The sequence below is a fragment of the Streptomyces sp. NPDC055632 genome, from assembly GCF_053618675.1.
The window spans coordinates 20,724-42,198 of sequence record NZ_JBSHHY010000014.1 but is presented as its reverse complement, the minus strand read 5'-3'; the positions used below and the strand labels follow the sequence as shown (position 1 = coordinate 42,198).

The window sequence follows — 21,475 nt, the reverse complement described above, 5'->3', positions numbered from 1 at the left end:
GCATCGACGCAGAAGATCCTGACACCGGGGTAATCCGTGAAAAAGCTCTCCGCACGACGACGCCATCCGCTGGCGGCGGTCGTCGTCCTACTTCTCGCGCTGGCGGCCACGGGGGGGCTGTACGCCGCGTTCGCGCCCGCGGGCACGGCGAAGGCCGATGAAACCGCCCAGTCCCTCGCCATCGAGGAGGGCAAGAAGCTCTACTCCGTCGGCTGCGCCAGCTGCCACGGAACCGGCGGTCAGGGCACCACTGACGGCCCCTCCCTCGTAGGCGTCGGTTCGGCCTCCGTGGACTTCCAGGTCGGCACGGGCCGCATGCCGGCCCAGCAGCCGGGCGCCCAGGTCCCGAAGAAGAAGAACATCTACTCGCAGGCCGAGATCGACCAGCTCGCGGCGTACATCGCCTCTCTCGGCGCCGGTCCGATCACGCCGACCGAGAAGCAGTACGACCCCGCGGGCGCCGACGCCGCCAAGGGCGGCGAGCTGTTCCGCACCAACTGTGCCCAGTGCCACAACTTCACCGGTGAGGGCGGCGCGCTGACGCACGGCAAGTACGCCCCGAGCCTCGAAGGCGTGAGCCCGAAGCACCTCTACGAGGCCATGCAGACCGGCCCGCAGAACATGCCCTCCTTCCCGGACACGACCATGCCGGAGCAGCAGAAGAAGGACATCATCGCGTACGTCCAGGCCGTCAACGGCGAGAAGGCCGACAGCCCGGGCGGTCTCTCGCTCGGTGGCCTCGGCCCCGTCTCGGAAGGTCTGTTCGGCTGGATCTTCGGCCTGGGTACGTTGATCGCAGTTGCCGTCTGGGTCGCGGCCCACACCGCTAAGGCCAAGAAGTCATGAGTAGCCAAGAGATTTCAGAAGAGAACCTGCCGGCAGGGCAGGACACCGCGCACGGCGCGGTGAAGGTCGCCGACGACCCGTTCGCCGACCCGGGCCTCCCGCCCCACAAGCCCCGCATCCAGGACATCGACGAGCGGGCCGCCCGCCGGTCCGAGCGCGCGGTCGCCTTCATGTTCACGCTGTCGATGCTGGCCACCGTCGGCTTCATCGCCTCGTACGTGATCTTCCCGGTCGACAAGATCGTGTACATCTGGCCCTTCGGCCGGGTGTCCGCGCTCAACTTCGCCCTGGGCCTGACCCTCGGCGCGGCCCTCTTCTTCATCGGCGCGGGCGCGGTCCACTGGGCCCGCACCCTGATGTCCGACGTCGAGGTCGCCGACGAGCGTCACCCGATCGCGGCGTCGCCCGAGGTCAAGGCGCAGGTCATGGCGGACTTCGCGGCCGGTGCCGCCGAGTCCGGCATGGGCCGCCGCAAGCTCATCCGCAACACGATGTTCGGCGCGCTGTCGCTCGTACCGCTCTCCGGCATCGTCCTGCTGCGCGACATGGGCCCGCTGCCCGAGAAGAAGCTCCGGACCACCCTGTGGGCCAAGGGCAAGCAGCTCATCAACATGAACACCCACGAGCCGCTGCGTCCCGAGGACGTCGCGGTCGGTTCGCTGACCTTCGCGATGCCCGAGGGCCTCTCGGAGCACGACCACCACTTCCAGACCGAGATCGCCAAGGCCGCCCTGATGATCGTCCGGATCCAGCCGGACGACATCAAGGACAAGCGCGAGCTCGAGTGGTCGCACGAGGGCATCGTCGCGTTCTCGAAGATCTGCACCCACGTGGGCTGCCCGATCTCCCTGTACGAGCAGCAGACGCACCACGTCCTCTGCCCGTGCCACCAGTCCACCTTCGACCTCTCCGACGGCGCCCGCGTCATCTTCGGCCCGGCCGGTCACGCCCTTCCGCAGCTGCGGATCGGCGTGAACGACAAGGGCTTCCTGGAGGCGCTCGGCGACTTCGACGAGCCCGTCGGTCCTGCCTTCTGGGAGCGCGGATGAGCACCGTGACGGATACGACCAAGAAGGCGCCCGCCGGTGAGCGGGTCGCCGACTGGGCCGACGGCCGCCTGGGGATCTACACGCTGGCCAAGGCCAACATGCGGAAGATCTTCCCGGACCACTGGTCCTTCATGCTGGGCGAGATCTGCCTCTACAGCTTCCTCATCATCATCCTGACGGGCGTCTACCTGACGCTGTTCTTCCACCCGTCGATGAACGAGGTGGAGTACGCGGGGCCGTACGTCCCGCTCCAGGGACAGCTGATGTCCGAGGCGTTCAACTCGACCATGCACATCTCGTTCGAGGTGCGCGGCGGTCTGCTCGTCCGGCAGATCCACCACTGGGCGGCGCTGATCTTCCTCGCCGGCATGTTCGTGCACATGATGCGCGTCTTCTTCACCGGCGCGTTCCGCAAGCCGCGTGAGATCAACTGGCTGTTCGGCTTCCTGCTGTTCTTCCTGGGCATGTTCACCGGCTTCACCGGTTACTCGCTCCCGGACGACCTGCTCTCCGGCACCGGTGTCCGCTTCATGCAGGGCGCGATCCTGTCCGTGCCGATCGTCGGCACGTACCTCTCGATGTTCCTGTTCGGCGGGGAGTTCCCCGGCGGCGACTTCGTCGCCCGGTTCTACTCGGCGCACGTGCTGCTGCTGCCCGGCATCATGCTGGGCCTGGTGGTCGCCCACCTCATCCTGGTGATCGTCCACAAGCACACGCACTTCGAGGGCCCCGGCCGTACGAACAACAACGTCGTCGGCATGCCGCTGCTCCCCGTGTACATGGCGAAGGCGGGAGGCTTCTTCTTCCTGGTCTTCGGCGTCATCGCGGCCATCGCGGCGATCGCCTCGATCAACCCGATCTGGGCGCTCGGCCCGTACCGCCCGGACCAGGTGTCCACCGGCGCCCAGCCCGACTGGTACATGGGCTTCGCCGAGGGTCTGATCCGCGTCATGCCCGGCTGGGAGATCAACCTCTGGGGCCACACGCTCGTCCTGGGCGTGATGATCCCGCTGGTGCTCTTCCCGGCGGTGCTCGCCGCGATCGCGGTCTACCCGTTCATCGAGTCCTGGATCACCGGCGACAAGCGCGAGCACCACATCGCGCAGCGCCCGCGCAACGCTCCGACGCGCACCGCCTTCGGCGTCGCCTGGATCACCGCGTACATGGTCATGCTCGTGGGTGGTGGAAACGACCTCTGGGCGACCCACTTCCACCTGTCGATCAACTCGATCACCTGGTTCGTGCGGATCTTCTTCTTCCTCGGCCCGGTCATCGCGTTCATCGTCACCAAGCGGATCTGCCTCGGCCTCCAGCGCCGGGACAAGGAGAAGGTGCTGCACGGCCGCGAGTCGGGCATCATCAAGCGCCTGCCGCACGGTGAGTTCGTCGAGGTCCACGAGCCGCTCAGCCAGGGCGAGCTGCACCGCCTCACGGCGCACGAGCAGTACGCGCCCGCCGAGCTGCCGCCGGCCGTCGACGAGAACGGCGTCGAGCGGAAGATCGGCCGCATGGAGAAGATGCGGGTCAAGCTCAACAAGGGCTACTACGGCGAGGACAGCCAGATCGCCAAGCCCACCGTCGAGGAGTACAAGGAGATCCAGAGCGGCCACGGCCACCACTGATCGCCTGAGCCCCTGACTTCCTGAGAGTCGCCACGGCGAGAGCCCCGTCCATTCGATGGACGGGGCTCTTCGCCGTCCCCGGGGGTCGATAGGGTGGGGCCGTATCCGTACGCGATGACGATCAGGAGCCGCCATGAGCGCCGCGACCCCCGCTGGAGGACCTACCACGGCGGGCCGCTCCTGGCCCGTCGTCCTGGACGGTCTGCTGACCGGCCGCGACCAGAGCGCCGAGGACACCGCCTGGGCGATGGACCGCATCCTGCGCGGCGAGGCCACCGACGCGCAGATCGCCGGCTTCGCGGTCGCCCTGCGCGCCAAGGGCGAGACCGTCGAGGAGATCTCCGGACTCGTCCGGACGATGTACGAGCACGCCAACACGATCGAGGTCCCCGGCCCCTCCGTCGACATCGTCGGCACCGGCGGCGACGGCGCCAAGACCGTCAACATCTCCACCATGTCCGCGATCGTGGTCGCCGGCACCGGCGCCAAGGTCGTCAAGCACGGCAACCGGGCGGCCTCCTCCGCCTCCGGCGCCTCCGACGTCCTGGAGAAGCTGGGCGTCAACCTGGAGCTGACCCCGCGCCGGGTCGCCGAGGTCGCCGGGGAGGCGGGCATCACCTTCTGCTTCGCGGTGAAGTTCCACCCGGCGCTGCGGCACGTCGCCGCCGCCCGCAAGGAGCTGGGCATCCGGACCACCTTCAACTTCCTCGGTCCGCTCACCAACCCGGCCCGCGTCCGGGCCCAGGCGACCGGCGTCGCCGACGCCCGGATGGCTCCGATCATGGCCGGGGTGCTCGCCGAGCGCGGCTCCTCCGCCCTGGTCTTCCGCGGCGACGACGGGCTCGACGAGCTGACCACCACGGCCACCTCGCGGGTCTGGGTGGTCCGGGACGGCTCGGTGCGCGAGGAGGCCTTCGACCCCCGGGACGTCGGCATCGACCTGGTGCCCGTGGAGGCGCTGCGCGGCGCGGACGCCTCGTACAACGCCGACGTGGCCCGCCGGCTGCTCGCGGGGGAGACCGGCCCGGTGCGGGACGCGGTGCTGCTCAACTCGGCGGCGGCGCTCACGGCCCTCGAACCGGGGGACGGCACCCTGGTGGAGCAGATCCGCGCCGGCATCGCGAAGGCCGCCGAGGCGATCGACTCCGGCGCCGCCCGCCGGGCCCTGGAGCGCTGGATCGCCGTCAGCAACGCGTAGTTCCCGGCCCTTTCGCCGTACGGCCCCGGTCCAGCATGCGGACCGGGGTCTTGCGCATCCGCGATCATGTGGCAGGATGCTCTTCAGGTCACGAGTGACAGCGTTTTGGCCCCGGCTTGCTGTCCGGCAACCCTCCGTCCGTGGCGGGGTGCCCCGGGTGATGACCAGGCCGTAGGCAGCGAGGTCTACGGCAAGCGCGGACCCCTCGAACACCAGGGGTCCTGGTCTCTCGAGGAGCTTTTTCCGTGAGCAAGCGAATGCGATAGGGCGAGTCCGCCCCTTCTTCACCCTCGGATCAGGGTCCCTTCCGCGTACCCCCACGTCTTCCGAGGCCTCACCCGTGCCCCGCCGTGTCCGGCCGCGTACGGGATTCACCGAAGCCATTCCGCACCGCCCGCCGGGAGATACCGCCATGTCCGCACGCCCTGACGCCGTCGCCACCGCCGCCACCGCCACCGCCGTCACCGTCGTCGAGACCGTCGCCACCGAGTCCGCCGACCCCTGCTGCGCCGCCCCGCTGCCCGTCCTCGGCCGGGACGTGACCGTCCCGCTCGTCACCGGCGGCGAGGTGACCTACGCGGCGCTCGACTACGCGGCCAGCGCCCCGGCCCTCCAGCGGGTGTGGGACGACGTCGCCGCGTACGCCCCGTACTACGGCAGCGTCCACCGCGGTGCCGGGTACCTCTCCCAGCTCTCCACCGACCTCTTCGAGAACAGCCGCGCCACCGTCGCCGAGTTCCTCGGCTGCCGCCCCGGCGACCAGGTCGTCTTCACCCGCTCCACCACCGACTCGCTCAACCTGCTCGCCGCCGCGGTCCCGGCCGGCTGCGAGGTTTTCGTCTTCGAGACCGAGCACCACGCCTCGCTGCTGCCGTGGCGCGACGCCCGGGTCACCTACCTCAACGCGCCCCGCACCCCGGCCCAGGCCGTCGAGACCCTGGAGCGGGCCCTCGCCGACCGCGACCCGTACGGCCCCGCCCTGGTCTGCGTCACCGGCGCCTCCAACGTCACCGGCGAGCTGTGGCCGGTCAAGGAGCTGGCCGCCGCCGCGCACGCCCACGGCGCCCGGATCGTGCTCGACGCCGCCCAGCTCGCGCCCCACCACCCGGTCTCCGTGGCCGAACTCGACGTGGACTGGGTCGCCTTCTCCGGGCACAAGCTGTACGCGCCCTTCGGCTCCGGCGTCCTCGCGGGCCGCGCCGACTGGCTCCAGGATTCCCAGCCCTACCTCGCGGGCGGCGGCGCCTCCCGCAAGGTGGCGCGTCGGGCCGACGGTGGTGTGGACGTGGAGTGGCACACCACCGCGGCCCGGCACGAGGCCGGTTCCCCGAACGTCATCGGGGTCTACTCGATCGCCTCCGCCTGCAAGGCCCTCACCGAGGCCGGCTTCGACGCCCTCGTCGCCCGCGAGCAGCACCTGATCGACACGGTCCGCGCGGGCCTGGCCGAGGTCCCCGAGGTCCGGGTGCTCTCGCTCTTCGGCGACGACTCCCCCCGCGTCGGCGTCATCTCCTTCGTCGTGGAGGGCTGGAACAGCTCCCACTTCGCCGCCGCGCTCTCCGCCGAGTACGGCATCGGCGTCCGCGACGGCCTCTTCTGCGCCCACCCGCTGGTCCGCACCCTGCTCGGCAGCGACCCGCAGGACCCGGGCGAGTGCGGCGCCCCCGAGGCCGCGCCCGGCGAGCGGTCCCTCAACGCCATCCGGGTGAGCTTCGGCGCCGGCACGCCCGACGAGCACGTGGAGCGGTTCGTCGGCGCCGTGAAGGAGCTCGTCGGGGACGGCGCCCAGTGGAAGTACCGCACCGAGGACGGCCGCTGCGTCCCCGACCGCGGCTGATCACTCACTCGTACGGGTGAAGGGGCCTCCCGACCGGGAGGCCCCTTCACCGTTTCCGTGCGCGCGGAGCCTCAGGACTCCAGACCGATGGCGAAGGCCGCCTCCAGGTCGTGCTGCGAGTACGTGCGGAACGCGACGTGCGTGTCCGTGGCCTCGACGCCCGGGATCTTGCTGATGCTGCCGGGGATCACGTCCGCGAGGTCGTCGTGGCGCGGCACCCGGACCATGGCGATCAGGTCGTACGTGCCGGTCACCGAGAAGACCTCGCTGACGCTGTCGAGCGCCGCGATCGACTCGGCGATCTCGGGGATGCGGTCCACGCTGGTCTTGATGAGCACGATCGCGGTGATCACGGCTGGCTTTCTCCCTCGGTCGCCGCGGCTGGGGCCTTCACTCTATCCCCACCCCGGTAGCGCACCCAGGCGTAGACGAAGCCGAGGGCGAAGCCCACCACGTGGGCCAGATAGGCGACGCCGGGCCCCGCGCCCGCCGCCCGCGCGGCCATCCACTGGAGCGTGAACCAGAAGACGAGCACGATCCAGGCGGGGAAGCGCAGCGGCAGGAAGAAGAGGAAGGGGAAGAGGCTGGTGACCCGGGAGCGCGGGAAGAGGAAGAGGAAGGCCCCGAGCACCCCGGAGATCGCCCCCGACGCCCCGACGAGGGTCTGCTCGCTGTGGGCGTGCGCCGCCGCGTACCCGGCGAGGGCGAGGTAGCCGGTGCCCAGGTAGAAGAGGGCGAACCCGATCCGCCCCATGCGCTCCTCGGCCATCGCGCCGAAGACGTACAGGAAGAGCATGTTCCCCAGGAGGTGGAGCCAGCTCCCGTGGACGAAGAGCGCGGTGAACGGGGTGAGCAGGGCGCGCGGCTCACCGCCCATCAGCTCGGCGGGGACGACCCCCCAGCGGCGGAAGTGCGAGCCCTGGGCCGCCAGGAGCGCGTCCCCCGTGCCGTACACCGGGTTCAGCCCGGAGACCGGGCCGAAGAGGAAGAGGAGGCAGCAGGCGGCGATGAGCCCGTACGTCACCGAGGGGCCGCCGCGGGCGCCCCGCCAGGCGCCGGTCACCGCGCTTCGCCAATCGATCACGGACAGATCATGGCGTACCGGCGGCGAACTGGACAGAGTGCCTCGCCGTGCCCCCGCCGGGCCGTGAGGCCGTAGGGTTGCGGGCAGTACGACCGCAGTTCGACGGCGCACCGCGGCTCCCGCACCTGAGTACCACGCAACAGGAAGAAGGACGGCTCGATGACGACGGTTCCCCTGCCGACCGCCGAGACCCGCTGGCGCTGCACGCTCTGCGGCAACCTCACCCGCTTCGACGTGACCCGCTCGTCCAAGGTCGTCGAGTACGTCCATCTGGACCTCGCCGGAGAGCCGACCGTCGAGGAGCGGCAGGTGGTCAGTGAGACCATCGAGTCGGTCCGCTGCCGCTGGTGCAACGCGGTGGACCAGATCGAGCTGGTGGACAGGCCGGGCGCCGCCTCCTGAGGGACGGCGCGGACGACATAGGGGTGACGGATCGTGGAGCAGCCCGCGCACGGTGGAGAGCCGGCCGGCGCGGCAGGTGACGCTGCCGAGACGCTCGACCACCCACTGCCGGAAGGCGTACGGCGGCGGGTCGTCGCGCTGGTCGCCGACGCCTTCGGCGGGCTGACCGTCGCGGAGCTGCCCGCGCCCCTGCGGCAGTACGCCCGTTTCACCCCGAGCCGGCGGGCCAAGTTCGCCGGCAACGCGATGGCGGCCGCCCTGGAGGGCGATCCGCTCTTCCGGCAGCGGATCGGCGAGCGGTTCAAGCAGGGCCAGCCCGAGCTGGCCGGAGCCGTGGAGGGCGGCACCCCGCCCGCGGCCGCCGATCCCGTCGACGTGGCGGCGGCCGCCTACGTGCTGCGCCCGCCCGGCTGGGTCAAGCTGGTCGCCGCCGCGGGCGAGGAGGCCCTGCGGGTCGACGCCGAGCGGGCCGACGAGGCCGGCCGGCGCGAGGTGGAGCGGCTGCGCGAGGAGCTCGCCGCCGCCCGGGACCGCTCCCGGGGCGAGACCGAGCAGTTGCGGCACGACCTCGACGCGGCCCGCAAGGAGGCCGAGTCGCTCCACCGCAAGCTGCGCAGCGCGCAGAGCGACGTGAAGCGGGGCGAGGCCGCGCTGCGCAAGGCGCGGGGCGAGATCGAGGCCGTGCGGGCGGAGGCGGCGGCCCAGGTGTCGGCCGCCGAGAGCGAGGGCCGGCGGCTCAAGGCCCGGCTCGGCGAGGTCGAGGCGGCCCTGGAGGCCAGCCGCAGGACCGCCCGCGAGGGGCGCTCGGTGGAGGACATGCGGCTGCGGCTGCTGCTCGACACGGTCCTCGACGCGGCCCAGGGGCTGCGCCGCGAGCTCGCGCTGCCGCCCGTCTCGACGCATCCGGCGGACACCGTGGACGCGGTGGAGCCGGGGCGGATGTCCCCGAAGGACATCGCGGCGCGGGCGCTCTCCGAGACCGACCCGGCGCTGCTCGACCAGCTCCTGTCGCTGCCGCAGACGCATCTGGTCGTCGACGGCTACAACGTCACCAAGACCGGTTATCCGACGATGCCCCTGGAGAAGCAGCGGCTGCGGCTGCTCGGCGGCCTCTCGGCCCTCGCGGCCCGCTCGGGCGCCGAGGTCACCTGCGTCTTCGACGGGGCGGAGCTGGCGGCCCCGGTGCTGCTCGCGCCGCCGCGCGGGGTGCGGGTGCTGTTCTCCAAGCCCGGCGTCACGGCCGACGAGTTGATCCGGCAGCTGGTGCGGGCGGAGCCGCCGGGGCGGCCGGTCGTGGTGGTCTCCACGGACCGCGAGGTGGCCGACGGGGTCGCGAAGGCGGGGGCGCGGCCGGTCGCGTCCGCCTTGTTGCTGAAGCGGCTTTCGCGGCTCTCGTAACCACTCGTAACTCCTGGGCCTTATGCCCGGATTCTGGACGGCGGACCGTCAAGTGCCCATCACAGCCCGTGCGATGTATGTAAATAATGTGGTGCGTGAGCGAGATTTTCTCCGGTGGGATTTGAATGATCACAACTCGGTCACTAGGGTCAGGCCTCGAACCTTCGCGCGGTCGATCACCCATCCGGGGTGACGGCGGAGGAACCGCCTGCCCTGACCGGCCGGGCGGCTCGAGGAAGAAGGAGACCGCCTTCGTGGCGTCCCACCGTCGACCCAAGCAGCCGAGCCGCGCCCGTGTGACCGTGCTCACCGTGACCGCGGCCGCGGCCGTCGCCCTCACCGCCCAGTCCGGCGCCCAGGCGGCCCCCGCCAAGCCCAAGATCGACGAGGTCAAGACGAAGGTCGACGAACTGCACCACGAGGCCGAGGAGGCCACGGAGCAGTACAACCAGGCCGACGAGCGCCGGGGCAAGCTGCAGAAGGAGATCGGCGAGCTCCAGGACAAGGTGGCCCGCGGTCAGCAGGAGCTCAACACCCTGCGCGACCAGATCGGTTCGGTCGCCAGCGCCCAGTACCGCTCCGGCGGCATCGACCCGGCGCTCCAGCTCTTCCTCTCCGGCGACCCGGACACCTACCTCGACAAGGCGTCCGCGATCGACCAGCTGAGCGCCCAGCAGGCCGACGTCCTCACGCAGATCCAGGCCAAGCAGCGCACCCTCGCCCAGCAGCGCGCCGAGGCCACCGCGAAGCTCGCCGACCTCGACGGCGTCCGCAAGTCCCTCGGCGAGAAGAAGCAGAAGTACCAGGGCAAGCTGGCCGAGGCCCAGAAGCTCCTCAACACCCTCACGGCCGCCGAGAAGGCCAAGATCGAGCAGGAGGAGCGGGCGAAGGAGCAGCGCGCCAGCCGCGCCGCCGGCGAGCGGGTCGACCTGGGCAACGAGGTCCCCGCCAGCGGCCTCGGCGCCGCCGCGCTCAGCGCCGCCGCCACCCAGATCGGCAAGCCGTACGACTCCGGCGCCGAGGGCCCCAACGCGTACGACTGCTCCGGCCTGACCCAGTGGGCCTACGGGAAGGCCGGCGCCAGGCTCAGCCGCGTCACCTACACCCAGCAGAACGACGGCACGAAGATCGGCCGCAGCCAGCTCCGGCCGGGCGACCTGGTCTTCTTCAACAGCCTGTCGCACGTGGGCCTCTACGCGGGCAACAACACGATCCTGCACGCCCCCAAGCCGGGCGCCAACGTCCGCTACGAGTCCATGGACTACATGGGCACGTTCCAGTTCGGCGTCCGCATCGGCGGCTGACCCCCGCGACCCGCCGCGGCATGCCGCCCGAACGGGTGGTTCGCCGCGACGCACCCTGACGCGACGCCCCGCCGGTGACCTGTGGTCTCCGGCGGGGCGTCACTTTGCGTGCCCGGCGCCTTCGTTGGACGGAGAGTGATCAGCGGCTACTGTCTGCCGCGCCAGTCTGCGTCGAGCCGAACGGAGCGCGATCCGTGGCGTCCCACCGCCGACCCGCCCGGGTCACCGTCCTCACCGCCGCCGCCGCGGCCACCGCGGCGGCGTCCCTCGGGGCCCTCCCCGCGAACGCCGACCCCGGAGCCGGTGCCGAGGCCGCCCGGACCAGGGTCGACCGCCTCTTCGAGGAGGCCGAGCGCGCCACCGAGGGCTACAACGAGGCCGACGAGAAGGCGGACGCGCTGCGCCGCACGGTCGCCCGGGCCCGGGACGGCCTGGCCCGCGGCCAGGAGCGCGTCAACCGCATGCGGGGCGTCCTCGGTTCGGTCGCCGGGGCCCAGTACCGCTCCGGCGGCATCGACCCCTCGCTCGCCCTGCTGCTCTCCTCCGACCCCGACAGCTACCTCGAACGCGCCTCCGCGCTCGACCGGCTCACCGCCCACCAGAGCGCCGCGCTCGGTGAACTCCTGCGGGAACAGCGCCGGTTGGGCCAGAAGCGGAGCGAGGCCCGCTCGGCCCTGGCCGAACTGGAGCGCAGCCGGACCGAGGTCGCCCGCCACAAGCGCACCGTCGAACGGAAGCTCGCCGAGGCCCGCCGGCTGCTCGCCTCCCTCACCGCCGAGGAGCGCGCCGACTTCGACCGCGCCTCGCGCACCGGCGGCCGCGAGGACTCCCGCACCGGCGCCGCCGGCACCGCGGGGGAGGCCGCGGAGGTGACGGCCGCCGACTCCGGACCGCTCTCCTCGCGGGTCGCCGCCGCGGTGGCCGCCGCCCGCGGCGCGGTCGGCAGGCCGTACGTGTGGGGCGCGACCGGGCCCTCCGCCTTCGACTGCTCGGGCCTGATGGTCTGGTCCTACCGCCAGGCCGGGATCAGCCTGCCGCGCACCTCCGCCGCCCAGCGGCACGCGGGCCGGCAGGTGCCGCTCTCGCAGGCGCGGCCCGGGGACCTCGTCACCTACCGGAGCGACGCCAGCCACGTGGCGATCTACGTCGGGAACGGGCAGGTCATCCATGCCCCCTACCCGGGCGCCCGGGTCCGCTACGACCCGGTGAACATGATGTCGCACGTGACGGTGACCCGGGTCTGAGACGGAGGGCGGGGCTCCGGGGCCCGGGTCCGAGCCGGACCGCAGGACCCCGGGTGCTCGGGTCCGAGCCGGACCGCACGGCCCCGGCGGCCCGGCCCGCCCGCTCCGGGAGCCGAGCCCGCCCAGGTCCGCACGCTCTGGGAGCCGAGCCCGCCCAGGTCCGCACGCTCCGGGAGCCCGGCCGCCCCGGGCCCCGCACGCTCCAGAGGCCCGGTCCGCCCGGGGCCCGACCGCCCCGGGAGCCGCGTCCGTCGTTCGGATCGTACGATCGGAGGCGTGGCGGGTCAGGGGTACGGAGCGCGACGGCCGGCGGTCTTCTGCCTGCTGGCCCTGCTGCTCGCCCTGACGGGCCTCGTCGGCTGCGCGGAGACCGGGCCCGCCGCCCGCACCGCCTCCCGGGAGATACAGGCGCTCCTCGACGAGCACGCCAGGGCCCTCCTCGCCCGCGACGAGCCCGGCTACCGGGCCGCCCTCGACCCCGCCCACGCGCCGGCCGCCCTCACCCTCTACCGGCGGCTCGCGGCGGTGCCGCTCGACGGCTGGTCGTACCGGGTCACCGGCGTCGACCGGACCGCCCCCGACCGGGTCACCGCCCGCGCCGAGCTCGGCCACCGGCTCAAGGGCCAGGACCGGCGGCCCGTCACCACCGCCCGCGTCCTGGACCTCACCGAGCGCGGCGGACGCTGGTACGTGACCGGTGAGCGGCCCGCGGAGGGCGCGCCCCGGCAGCTCTGGGAGCAGGGGGACGTCACGGCCGTCCACGGCGCCCGCTCGCTGGTCCTCGGCACCGGCCCGGACCGGGCGCGGCTCCGGGAGATCGCGGCGGCGGCCGACCGGGCGGTCCCCGCCGTCACCGGCGCCTGGCCCGAGGACTGGGCCCGCCGGGTGGTCGTCCTCGTCCCCGGCTCCCTGGACGCCATGGGGGAGCTCCTGGGGGAGCCGGGGGACTCCTACCGGGGGATAGCGGCCGTCACCACGGGCGAGACCAGGGGCGGACCGGACGGGCCCGCCGACCGGGTGATCGTCAACCCCGACGCGTACGGGGTCCTCGGCGACTTCGGCCGGCAGCTCGTCCTCACCCACGAGACCGTCCACGTCGCCACCCGCGCCCACACCACCCCCTCGACCCCGGTCTGGCTCTCCGAGGGCTTCGCGGACTGGGTCGCCTACCGGGACGCAGGCCGCACGCCCGCGGAGGCCGCCCCCGAGCTGCGCCGCGCGGTCCGGGACGGCGAACCGCCCGTCCGGCTCCCGGAGGACGCCGACTTCTCCTTCGGCGGGGACGCGGGGACCCTGGCACGGGCCTACGAGGGCGGCTGGCTGGCCTGCGAGCTGGTCGCGGAGCGCTGGGGCGAGAAGGAGCTGACCGCGTTCTACCGGGCGGTGGGCGCGCACCCGGGCCGGGAGGGCGCGGTGGAGAACGCGCTCCACGACGTCCTGGACACCACCCCGGAGGAGTTCACCGAGGCCTGGCGGGCGTACGTGGCGGAGAAGCTCGGGTAGGACCTGTCCGGCGGGTCAGGGCCGGAGCCGCGAACCTGACCCGTCGGACAGGCCCCAGGGCCCGCCCGTCCTGCCGATCGGGGCCGGGCCCGCCGCTCAGCGCGCCGAGCCGGACAGGGCCCCCTCGCGCTCCGTCCGCGAGGCCTGCGCGGGGACGGTCGCGGCGAGGCGCGGCTCCGTGACCGTCTGCCGCCACAGGATCCGGCAGGCCAGGACGGCGGCGGCGATCAGCAGCCCGTTCCGCGTGAAGAGCACCGCCATGCCCAGCGCGTCGCTCCGCGTCACGTGCCAGAACCACACCGGGAACTCGAACTGCGTCACCGCCGTCGCCCAGACCACCAGGTGCGCGGGCCGCTCCATCCGGCTCGACCGGAAGGCCAGGCACACCGCCGCCAGGCCGATCAGCCACAGCATGTACTGCGGGGAGAGCACCCGGCTCGTCAGCGTGAAGAGCAGCACCGCCACGAAGGCCGCGTCCGCCACCGTCGACGAGACGAACCGGCGTGCCCTGATCCGCCAGAGCAGCAGCCAGCCGAAGGCGCCGATCGTCACCGCCATCGCGGCCGTCGACACCGCGGACACGTACGGGCCGAGGAACTCCATCGAGCCGTAGTTCATCCGCACCTCGCCCTCCCAGCCGAAGTGCCGCAGGACGTGGAAGACCGTCGCGCCCAGGGACTCCACCTCGGTGCCCCGGTCCCGCTGGAAGGACAGGAAGGACAGCGCCCCCGGCTTCCACAGCACGCAGAGCAGCAGCACCCCGGCCGCCGCGCCCGCCGCCGCCGACCAGGAGCGGAACGTCGCCCGCCCCTTCGGGGTGCCCACGAGCACCAGCGCCGGCCACACCTTCAGGACCGTCCCGAAACCGGCGAGCGCGCCGAGGACCCGGGGATCGCGGCCGGCCGCGAGGAGCCCCGCCACCGCGACGGCGGTCACCATCACGTCGTACCGGGCGTACGCGGTCGGGCCGAGCAGCGCGACGCCCGCCAGCCAGATCCAGGCGCCCCGGGACGTCCGGCCCGCCCGGCGGCCCGTGTACAGGAGCAGCCCGAAGACCAGCGCGTCGCAGAGCAGTGCGAGGACGAAGAAGGCGGCCGCGTAGTTGAGGAACGGCAGCAGGCCGGGGGCGAGCATCACGAACGCCGCGGCCGGCGGGTACTGCCAGGTGACGTCGTCCAGCGGGTACGTGCCGTCCCGCAGCACCTCGTACCAGCCCCGGTAGATGTTCTCGACGTCGTACGCGATGTCCGGCCCCGGGACCTCCACGACGTCGAACACGCACAGCAGGAGGAGGACCCGGGTGAGCCCCCAGAGGCCGACGGGAAGCCACAGACCCGCGCGCGATCCCTTCCCCACGGTGCCCGTCGTCACTGACTCGTCCTCGTCGGGTCGGCCCGCTCGCGCGGGGGAGTGGTGGTGCCGGGCGGTGGGTGCGATCGCGTACTGTCGGCCACGATGCACAAGACCCTGATCGTAACCAACGACTTCCCGCCGCGTCCCGGGGGAATCCAGGCCTTCCTGCACAACATGGCCCTCCGTCTGGACCCCCAGCAGGTCGTGGTCTACGCCTCCACCTGGAAGCGCGGCCGCGAAGGGGCCGAGGCGACGGCGGCGTTCGACGCCGAACAGCCCTTCACCGTCGTCCGGGACCGCACCACCATGCTGCTGCCCACCCCCCGGGTCACCGCCCGCGCCACCGCGCTGCTGCGCGAACACGGCTGTGAGTCCGTGTGGTTCGGCGCCGCGGCCCCGCTCGGCCTGATGGCCCCCGCCCTGCGCCGGGCCGGCGCCCGGCGCCTGGTCGCCACCACCCACGGCCACGAGGCGGGCTGGGCCCAACTGCCCGCCGCCCGGCAGCTGCTGCGCCGCATCGGCGAGGGCACCGACACGATCACCTACCTCGGCGAGTACACCCGCTCCCGGATCGCCTCGGCCCTCACGCCCGCCGCCGCCGGCCGGATGGTCCAGCTCCCGCCCGGCGTCGACGAGAAGACCTTCCACCCCGGCTCCGGCGGCGACGAGGTCCGCGCCCGCCTCGGGCTCAGCGACCGGCCCGTCGTCGTCTGCGTCTCCCGGCTCGTCCCGCGCAAGGGCCAGGACACCCTGATCAGGGCCCTGCCGGGCATCCTGCGCCGGGTCCCGGACGCCGTCCTCCTGATCGTCGGCGGCGGCCCGTACGAGAAGGACCTGCGCCGTCTCGTCGACGAGACGGGCGTGGCCGGATCCGTACGCTTCACCGGCGCCGTCCCCTGGGCCGAACTGCCCGCCCACTACGGGGCCGGCGACGTCTTCGCCATGCCCTGCCGCACCCGGCGCGGCGGCCTCGACGTCGAGGGCCTCGGCATCGTCTACCTGGAGGCCTCCGCCACCGGCCTGCCCGTCGTCGCCGGCGACTCCGGCGGCGCCCCCGACGCCGTCCTCGACGGCGAGACGGGCTGGGTCGTGCGCGGCGAATCCCCGGAGGAGACCGCCGACCGCGTCACCACCCTCCTCCTCGACCCCGAACTCCGCGCCCGCATGGGCGAACGGGGCCGGGCCTGGGTGGAGGAGAAGTGGCGCTGGGACCTGCTCGCGGAACGGCTGCGCGAGCTGCTCTGAGCGGTACGGAGAGGGGCCCCGGGCGATGCGCCCGGGGCCCTCTCCTTACGTGTGCTCCGCCGGGCTCAGCCCCGGTAGATCGCCTCGATCTCGTCCGCGAAGTCCTTCGCCACCACGTTCCGCTTCAGCTTCAGGGACGGGGTGATGTGCCCCGCCTCCTCCGTGAACTGGGCGGGCAGCACACGGAACTTGCGGACCGACTCCGCCTTGGAGACCGCCGCGTTGCCGTCGTCGACCGCCCGCTGGACCTCCGCCAGGAGCTCCGGGTCGTCGCGCAGCGACGCCGCCGTCGCACCGGCCGGCTTGCCGTGCTCGGACGCCCAGCGGCCGAGGAACTCCTCGTCCAGGGTGACGAGCGCGCCCACGAACGGACGCCCGTCGCCGACCACCATGCACTCCGCGACCAGCGCGTGCGCCCGGATCCGGTCCTCGATGACCGCCGGGGCGACGTTCTTGCCGCCCGCCGTCACCAGGATCTCCTTCTTCCGGCCGGTGATCGCCAGGTAGCCGTCCTCGTCGAGCGTGCCGATGTCGCCCGTGTGGAACCAGCCGTCCGCGAGGGCCTCGGCCGTCGCCGCCTCGTTGTTCCAGTAGCCCGTGAAGACGTGCTCGCCGTGCAGCAGCACCTCGCCGTCGTCGGCGATCCGCACCACCGAGCCCGGCAGCGGCTGGCCGACCGTGCCGATCTTCTGCCGGTCCCACGGGTTGAACGCGGTCGCCGCGCACGACTCCGTCAGGCCGTAGCCCTCCAGGACGGTGAAGCCGATGCCGCGGAAGAAGTGGCCGAGCCGCTCGCCCAGCGGCGCGCCGCCCGAGATCGCGTGCTCGCCGCGCCCGCCGAGCACCGCCCGCAGCTTGCTGTAGACCAGCTTGTCGAAGACCTTGTGCTTCAGCTTCAGGCCGAAGGAAGGGCCCTGCGGGGTGCCGAGCGCCCGGCTGTACGCGATGGCCGTCTGCGCGGCCTTGTCGAAGATCTTGCCCTTGCCGTCGGCCTGCGCCTTCGCCCGCGCCGAGTTGTAGACCTTCTCGAAGACCCGGGGCACGCCCAGGATCAGCGTCGGCCGGAACGAGGCCAGCTCGTCCGTGAGGTTCTTGATGTCGGGGACGCAGCCCAGCCGGATCGGCGCCATCACGGACGCCACCTCGACGAGCCGCCCGAAGACGTGCGCGGCGGGCAGGAAGAGCAGGACCGAGCACTCGCCCGTGCGGAAGAGGGGCTTCAGCCGCTCCACCACGTTGCCGCACTCGGCGAAGAAGGCCCGGTGGGTCAGGACGCAGCCCTTGGGGCGGCCCGTGGTGCCCGAGGTGTAGACGATCGTCGCCGGGTCGTCCGCGTTCGCCGCCGACATGCGCGCGTCGAGCAGTTCGTCGGAGACGCCGGCCCCGTCGGCGGTGAGGCGGGCGACGGCGTCGTCCTCGATCCGCCACACGCTCTTCAGCTCCGGCAGGTCCGCCCGGACCGAGGCCACCGACTCCTCGTGCGCCGCGCTCTCCACCAGGACGGCGGTCGCGCCCGAGTCGCCCAGGATCCACTGGATCTGCTCCGGCGAGCTGGTCTCGTACACCGGCACGGTCACGCCGCCCGCGCTCCAGATCGCGAAGTCGAGGAGCACCCACTCGTAGCGCGTGCGGGAGAGCAGCGCGACCCGGTCACCCGGCTCCACCCCGGCGGCGATCAGACCCTTGGCGGCCCCGCGGACCTCGGCGAGGAACTCGGTGGCGGTGACGTCCGTCCACACTCCGCCGACCTTGCGCCCCATCACGGCGACGTCTGGGTGCTGGGAGGCGTTGCGGCGGATGAGATCCGTCAGGTTGCCGTCCGTGGGGACCTCGTACAGGGCCGGAAGGCTGAACTCGCGCAAGACTGCTGCTCCTCATCGGGCGCCGGCGCCACGGCTCTGTGTGATGCACCGGTTAGTCCATATTCGGTCAGGTGCTCAGTGGGGGTGAGCACGACTGGACTGCCCGGACGTTACCCATCAGTACGTGGTTCCCGATAGGGGGTCCCGGCCAGATGTTCCGTGCGTCACACACGCATGACGGTGCTCCGTGAACAGTAGTCCACCCGTTTCCCGACTAGGAAGTAACCGCAGGTAGGGCGGCCGGGAGGCGGTCCGCGGCCGGTTTCCCGGACCGGCCTCCGGGGCGCCCCCTAAGGTGGCTCCATGCGAGTCCATGTGGTCAGTGACGTGCACGGCAACGCCGGCGACCTCGCCCGTGCGGGGGAGGGTGCCGACGCCCTGATATGCCTCGGGGACCTGGTCCTCTTCCTCGACTACGCCGACCACGCCCGGGGCATCTTCCCTGACCTCTTCGGCGTCGAGAACGCCGACCGGCTCGTCGAACTGCGCACCGCCCGCCGCTTCGACGAGGCCCGTGACCTGGGCCGCCGCCTCTGGGCCGAGCTCGGCATCGACCGCACCACCGCCATCGAGGCCGCCGTGCGCCGCCAGTACGCCGAACTCTTCGCCGCCTTCCCCACCCCCACGTACGCCACCTACGGGAACGTGGACATCCCCCGGTTCTGGCCCGAATTCGCCCGACCGGGGACGACCGTCCTCGACGGGGAGCGGATCGAGCTCGGCGGCCTCGTCTTCGGCTTCGTCGGCGGCGGTCTGCGCACCCCGATGCGCACGCCGTACGAGATCTCCGACGAGGAGTACGCGGCGAAGGTCGAGGCGCTCGGCGAGGTCGACGTCCTCTGCTCCCACATCCCGCCGGAGGTGCCGGAGCTGACGTACGACACGGTGGCCCGCCGCTTCGAGCGCGGCAGCCGGGCCCTGCTCGACGCGATCCGGCGCACCCGGCCGCGCTACTCCCTCTTCGGCCACGTCCACCAGCCGCTGGCCCGGCGGATGCGGATCGGCGCGACCGAGTGCGTCAACGTGGGGCACTTCGCCTCGACGGGCAGGCCCTTCGCCCTGGAGTGGTGATCTCCCGGCCGTTCCCGCCCCCTCCGCGGCCTTCCCGTGGCGGGTCCGGGCCCGGGGCGCGATAGCCTGCCGTCGGCACGCCCGTGCCCCCTTGACTTCCGCCGGACCGCACAGTGGAGGAGCCACCGCGATGGCCGAACACACCAGCTCGAGCATCACCGTCGAGGCGGCGCCGGCCGACGTCATGGGCGTGATCGCCGACTTCGCCCGCTACCCCGAGTGGACGGGCGAGGTGAAGGAGGCCGAGGTCCTGGAGAAGGACGCCGCAGGCCGCGCGGCGAAGGTCCGGCTGCTCCTCGACGCGGGCGCCATCAAGGACGACCACACCCTGGCGTACACCTGGACCGGCGCCGACGAGGTCGGCTGGACCCTGGTCAAGTCCCAGATGCTCCGCTCCCTCGACGGCTCCTACCGCCTGACCCCGCTCGACGGCGGCAAGCGCACCGAGGTCACCTACCAGCTCACCGTCGACGTCAAGATCCCCATGCTCGGCATGATCAAGCGCAAGGCCGAGAAGGTCATCATCGACCGCGCCCTGGCGGGCCTGAAGAAGCGCGTGGAATCCGGCGCGTAGGCGCTGCGCGGCGGGACGGGGTACGGCTCCGGGGCCGGGGCGGCGGGACGGGGTACGGCTCCGGCCCGGAGCGGCGGCTCGGTGGCGGGCGCTCCCTCCGCCCGGGGCGCCCCCTCCGCCCGGGGCGGTCCCCGCGACGGGCGCCGCCCCCGCCGCCGGTCTTCGGTCCGGGCCCCCGGACCCCCCGCCGCCGGAGGCGGGTAGCGTCCTCCGCATGCGGATCATCCTTGTCACCGGCCTCGGCGGTGCCGGGCGCACCACCGTCGCCGCCGCGACCGCCCTCGCCGAGGCGCGGGCCGGGCGGCGGACGCTGCTCGTCTCCGAGGACGCCGGGCGGCTGCCGGACGACGGGAACCTGCGGGTGCTGCGGCCCGAGCCCGCCGCCGACTTCCGCCGCGAGTTCCTCGCCCTCCAGGCCCGCTCCGGCGTCGCCCTCGACCTGCTCGGCACCGCGCCCTTCGAGGACGCCGAGCTGACCGAACTGCCCGGCAGCCGCCCCTTCGCCCTGCTGCGGGCCCTGCGCGAGGCCGCCACGGGCGACCACGAGCTGGCCGTCGTCGACCTGCCGCCGCTCCCCGAGGCCCTCGCCGTCCTCGCCCTGCCCGAGCAGCTCCGCCGCTATCTGCGCCGGCTCCTGCCCCAGGAGCGGCAGGCCGCCCGCGCCCTGCGCCCGATGCTCGCCCAGCTCGCCGGGGTCCCCATGCCCGCGCAGTGGCTGTACGAGACCACCGCCCGCTGGGAGGCCGAACTCGCCGCCGTCCAGGCCGTCGTCGAGGCCCCCGGCACCACCGTCCGGCTCGTCCTCGAACCGGGACCCGCCGCCGTCCGCGCCCTGCGCACCGCCCGCCTCGGCCTCGCCCTCCACCGCCTCTCCCTCGACTCCGTCGTCGCCAACCGGCTGCTGCCCGCGGGCTCCGAGGACCCCTGGCTCGCCGGCCTGACCGCCGAGCAGCACCGGCACCTCGCGGAACTCCGTACCGCAGGCGGAGTGCTCCACGAGCTCCCGCACCTCGGCCGCGCCCCGCGCGGCGCCGACGACCTCGCCCTCCTCGCCCCCGCCCGGACCGACGCCGTGCCCGCGCCCGCGTGGACCGTCGAGGACCGGCGGGACGAGGACGGCGTCCTCGTCTGGCACGTCCCCCTGCCCGGTGCCGCCAAGGAGGAGCTCTCCCTCGTCCGGCGCGGCGACGAGCTGCTCCTGGCCGCCGGACCGTTCCGCCGCAACCTCCCCCTCCCCGGCGCCCTGCGCCGCTGCACCGTCACCGGCGCGGGCCTCGTCGACGGCGACCTCCGCGTCCGCTTCACCCCCGACCCCGGACTCTGGCCCGACCGGCCCCGCACCCCCTGACGCCCGTGTACCGTCGAAGTACCAGCCGACTGAGGAGTGCGCCATGAGCGATTCGGACGCCTGGGCCAAGGCGTGCGCCGAGGACCTGGAGGCGGAGAGGGCCCGCCGCCGGGCCGAGCGCGGGGCCGGGCCCGAATCGGCCGCCGAGGAGTTCCGCAAGCTCTTCGAGGCCGTCGCGGGCAAGGTCTCCGAAGGCCTCGGGAACCCGCTCCTCGCGGGCCGGGCCGTACGGACCGTCCAGCAGTTCGTCGACCAGGCGAAGGCCGCCGTCGAACCCGTCGTCGAGCGCAACCCGCAGGTCTTCGACCACCTCGCCGCCGCCGGCAGCGAACTCCTCGCCGCCTACCGCTCCGCCGTCGAGGGCCACGAGACCCGCTGGACCCGGGGGGAGACCCCCTCGGAAGAGCCTCCGAAGGCGCCCCGCGAGGACGGCGAAGGGCCCGGAACCGGCCAGCACATCGACCTGGATTGATCAGGACGCGCCTCCCCCTCGGGTACGGTGGGCCCTAGCGGGGCTCGACCGAAAACTGAGGGA

General features: G+C 73.0%; 19 protein-coding genes and 1 riboswitch. Of the genes, 15 read left to right on the top strand and 4 right to left on the bottom strand.

Annotated elements, in window-relative coordinates; all coding sequences use genetic code 11:
- The first annotated feature begins 36 nt into the window (after nt 1–36).
- From qcrC to ACWGSR_RS19355, 5 genes are all read left to right on the top strand, one after another.
- On the top strand, nt 37–846 hold the full coding sequence (gene qcrC / locus ACWGSR_RS19375; protein WP_376243649.1) for a cytochrome bc1 complex diheme cytochrome c subunit: 810 nt from the start codon (nt 37–39) through the stop codon (nt 844–846).
- Nucleotides 843–1,895 (top strand): cytochrome bc1 complex Rieske iron-sulfur subunit, encoded by a 1,053-nt coding sequence (gene qcrA / locus ACWGSR_RS19370; protein WP_376243651.1) that lies wholly within the window; start codon nt 843–845, stop codon nt 1,893–1,895. Before qcrC ends, qcrA begins: the two co-directional genes overlap by 4 nt.
- On the top strand, nt 1,892–3,517 hold the full coding sequence (gene qcrB / locus ACWGSR_RS19365) for a cytochrome bc1 complex cytochrome b subunit (RefSeq protein WP_453567717.1): 1,626 nt from the start codon (nt 1,892–1,894) through the stop codon (nt 3,515–3,517). The genes qcrA and qcrB overlap by 4 nt, the downstream gene beginning before the upstream one ends.
- 133 nt (nt 3,518–3,650) lie before the next feature.
- On the top strand, nt 3,651–4,715 hold the full coding sequence (gene trpD, locus ACWGSR_RS19360; RefSeq protein WP_376243657.1) for an anthranilate phosphoribosyltransferase: 1,065 nt from the start codon (nt 3,651–3,653) through the stop codon (nt 4,713–4,715).
- Nucleotides 4,716–4,801: 86 nt separating this feature from the next.
- Nucleotides 4,802–4,918: riboswitch (SAM riboswitch) on the top strand.
- A gap of 209 nt (nt 4,919–5,127) precedes the next feature.
- Nucleotides 5,128–6,552: an aminotransferase class V-fold PLP-dependent enzyme gene (locus tag ACWGSR_RS19355; RefSeq protein WP_453567715.1), complete on the top strand. Its 1,425-nt coding sequence runs from the start codon at nt 5,128–5,130 to the stop codon at nt 6,550–6,552.
- 71 nt (nt 6,553–6,623) lie between these two features.
- Here the strand turns inward: ACWGSR_RS19355 and ACWGSR_RS19350 are convergent, their stop codons facing one another.
- Together ACWGSR_RS19350 and ACWGSR_RS19345 are read right to left on the bottom strand one after the other, a co-directional pair.
- Complete coding sequence (locus ACWGSR_RS19350; RefSeq protein ID WP_030205672.1) at nt 6,624–6,905, bottom strand: Lrp/AsnC family transcriptional regulator; 282 nt, start codon at nt 6,903–6,905, stop codon at nt 6,624–6,626.
- A complete protein-coding gene (locus ACWGSR_RS19345; protein ID WP_376243664.1) occupies nt 6,902–7,636 on the bottom strand; it encodes a rhomboid family intramembrane serine protease in 735 nt (244 codons plus the stop codon). Before ACWGSR_RS19345 ends, ACWGSR_RS19350 begins: the two co-directional genes overlap by 4 nt.
- Nucleotides 7,637–7,795: 159 nt before the next feature.
- Between ACWGSR_RS19345 and ACWGSR_RS19340 the strand changes: the two genes are divergently transcribed.
- The 5 genes from ACWGSR_RS19340 to ACWGSR_RS19320 all read left to right on the top strand — a co-directional run bounded on the left by ACWGSR_RS19340 (nt 7,796) and on the right by ACWGSR_RS19320 (nt 13,487).
- Complete coding sequence (locus ACWGSR_RS19340; protein WP_015033005.1) at nt 7,796–8,038, top strand: hypothetical protein; 243 nt, start codon at nt 7,796–7,798, stop codon at nt 8,036–8,038.
- Between the two features lie 33 nt (nt 8,039–8,071).
- Entirely contained in the window at nt 8,072–9,436 is a 1,365-nt protein-coding gene (locus ACWGSR_RS19335; protein WP_453567713.1) for an NYN domain-containing protein, read from the top strand.
- Nucleotides 9,437–9,690: 254 nt separating this feature from the next.
- The gene (locus tag ACWGSR_RS19330) at nt 9,691–10,740 is read left to right on the top strand and encodes a C40 family peptidase (protein WP_376243670.1); all 1,050 of its coding nucleotides are present in this window, start codon (nt 9,691–9,693) and stop codon (nt 10,738–10,740) included.
- Nucleotides 10,741–10,934: 194 nt separating this feature from the next.
- On the top strand, nt 10,935–11,984 hold the full coding sequence (locus ACWGSR_RS19325; protein ID WP_376243673.1) for a C40 family peptidase: 1,050 nt from the start codon (nt 10,935–10,937) through the stop codon (nt 11,982–11,984).
- Between the two features lie 276 nt (nt 11,985–12,260).
- Nucleotides 12,261–13,487, top strand: a complete 1,227-nt coding sequence (locus tag ACWGSR_RS19320; protein WP_453567710.1) for a hypothetical protein — start codon at nt 12,261–12,263, stop codon at nt 13,485–13,487.
- 96 nt (nt 13,488–13,583) lie between these two features.
- Here ACWGSR_RS19320 and ACWGSR_RS19315 read toward each other — a convergent pair whose 3' ends face one another.
- The gene (locus tag ACWGSR_RS19315; protein WP_453567708.1) at nt 13,584–14,858 is read right to left on the bottom strand and encodes a glycosyltransferase 87 family protein; all 1,275 of its coding nucleotides are present in this window, start codon (nt 14,856–14,858) and stop codon (nt 13,584–13,586) included.
- 84 nt (nt 14,859–14,942) lie between these two features.
- On the opposite strand from ACWGSR_RS19315, the gene ACWGSR_RS19310 reads away from it, so the two are divergent.
- A complete protein-coding gene (locus tag ACWGSR_RS19310) occupies nt 14,943–16,085 on the top strand; it encodes a glycosyltransferase family 4 protein (protein ID WP_453567706.1) in 1,143 nt (380 codons plus the stop codon).
- A gap of 65 nt (nt 16,086–16,150) precedes the next feature.
- On the opposite strand, the gene ACWGSR_RS19305 is transcribed toward ACWGSR_RS19310, so the two are convergent.
- The gene (locus tag ACWGSR_RS19305; protein ID WP_376243800.1) at nt 16,151–17,947 is read right to left on the bottom strand and encodes an AMP-dependent synthetase/ligase; all 1,797 of its coding nucleotides are present in this window, start codon (nt 17,945–17,947) and stop codon (nt 16,151–16,153) included.
- 303 nt (nt 17,948–18,250) lie between these two features.
- On the opposite strand from ACWGSR_RS19305, the gene ACWGSR_RS19300 reads away from it, so the two are divergent.
- The 4 genes from ACWGSR_RS19300 to ACWGSR_RS19285 all read left to right on the top strand — a co-directional run bounded on the left by ACWGSR_RS19300 (nt 18,251) and on the right by ACWGSR_RS19285 (nt 21,412).
- On the top strand, nt 18,251–19,018 hold the full coding sequence (locus tag ACWGSR_RS19300; RefSeq protein ID WP_376243797.1) for a metallophosphoesterase family protein: 768 nt from the start codon (nt 18,251–18,253) through the stop codon (nt 19,016–19,018).
- A gap of 130 nt (nt 19,019–19,148) precedes the next feature.
- On the top strand, nt 19,149–19,592 hold the full coding sequence (locus ACWGSR_RS19295; protein ID WP_376243794.1) for an SRPBCC family protein: 444 nt from the start codon (nt 19,149–19,151) through the stop codon (nt 19,590–19,592).
- 214 nt (nt 19,593–19,806) lie between these two features.
- Nucleotides 19,807–20,940 (top strand): ArsA family ATPase, encoded by a 1,134-nt coding sequence (locus tag ACWGSR_RS19290; RefSeq protein ID WP_376243791.1) that lies wholly within the window; start codon nt 19,807–19,809, stop codon nt 20,938–20,940.
- Nucleotides 20,941–20,983: 43 nt separating this feature from the next.
- Nucleotides 20,984–21,412: a DUF5304 domain-containing protein gene (locus ACWGSR_RS19285; RefSeq protein WP_376243789.1), complete on the top strand. Its 429-nt coding sequence runs from the start codon at nt 20,984–20,986 to the stop codon at nt 21,410–21,412.
- Nucleotides 21,413–21,475 lie beyond the last annotated feature (63 nt).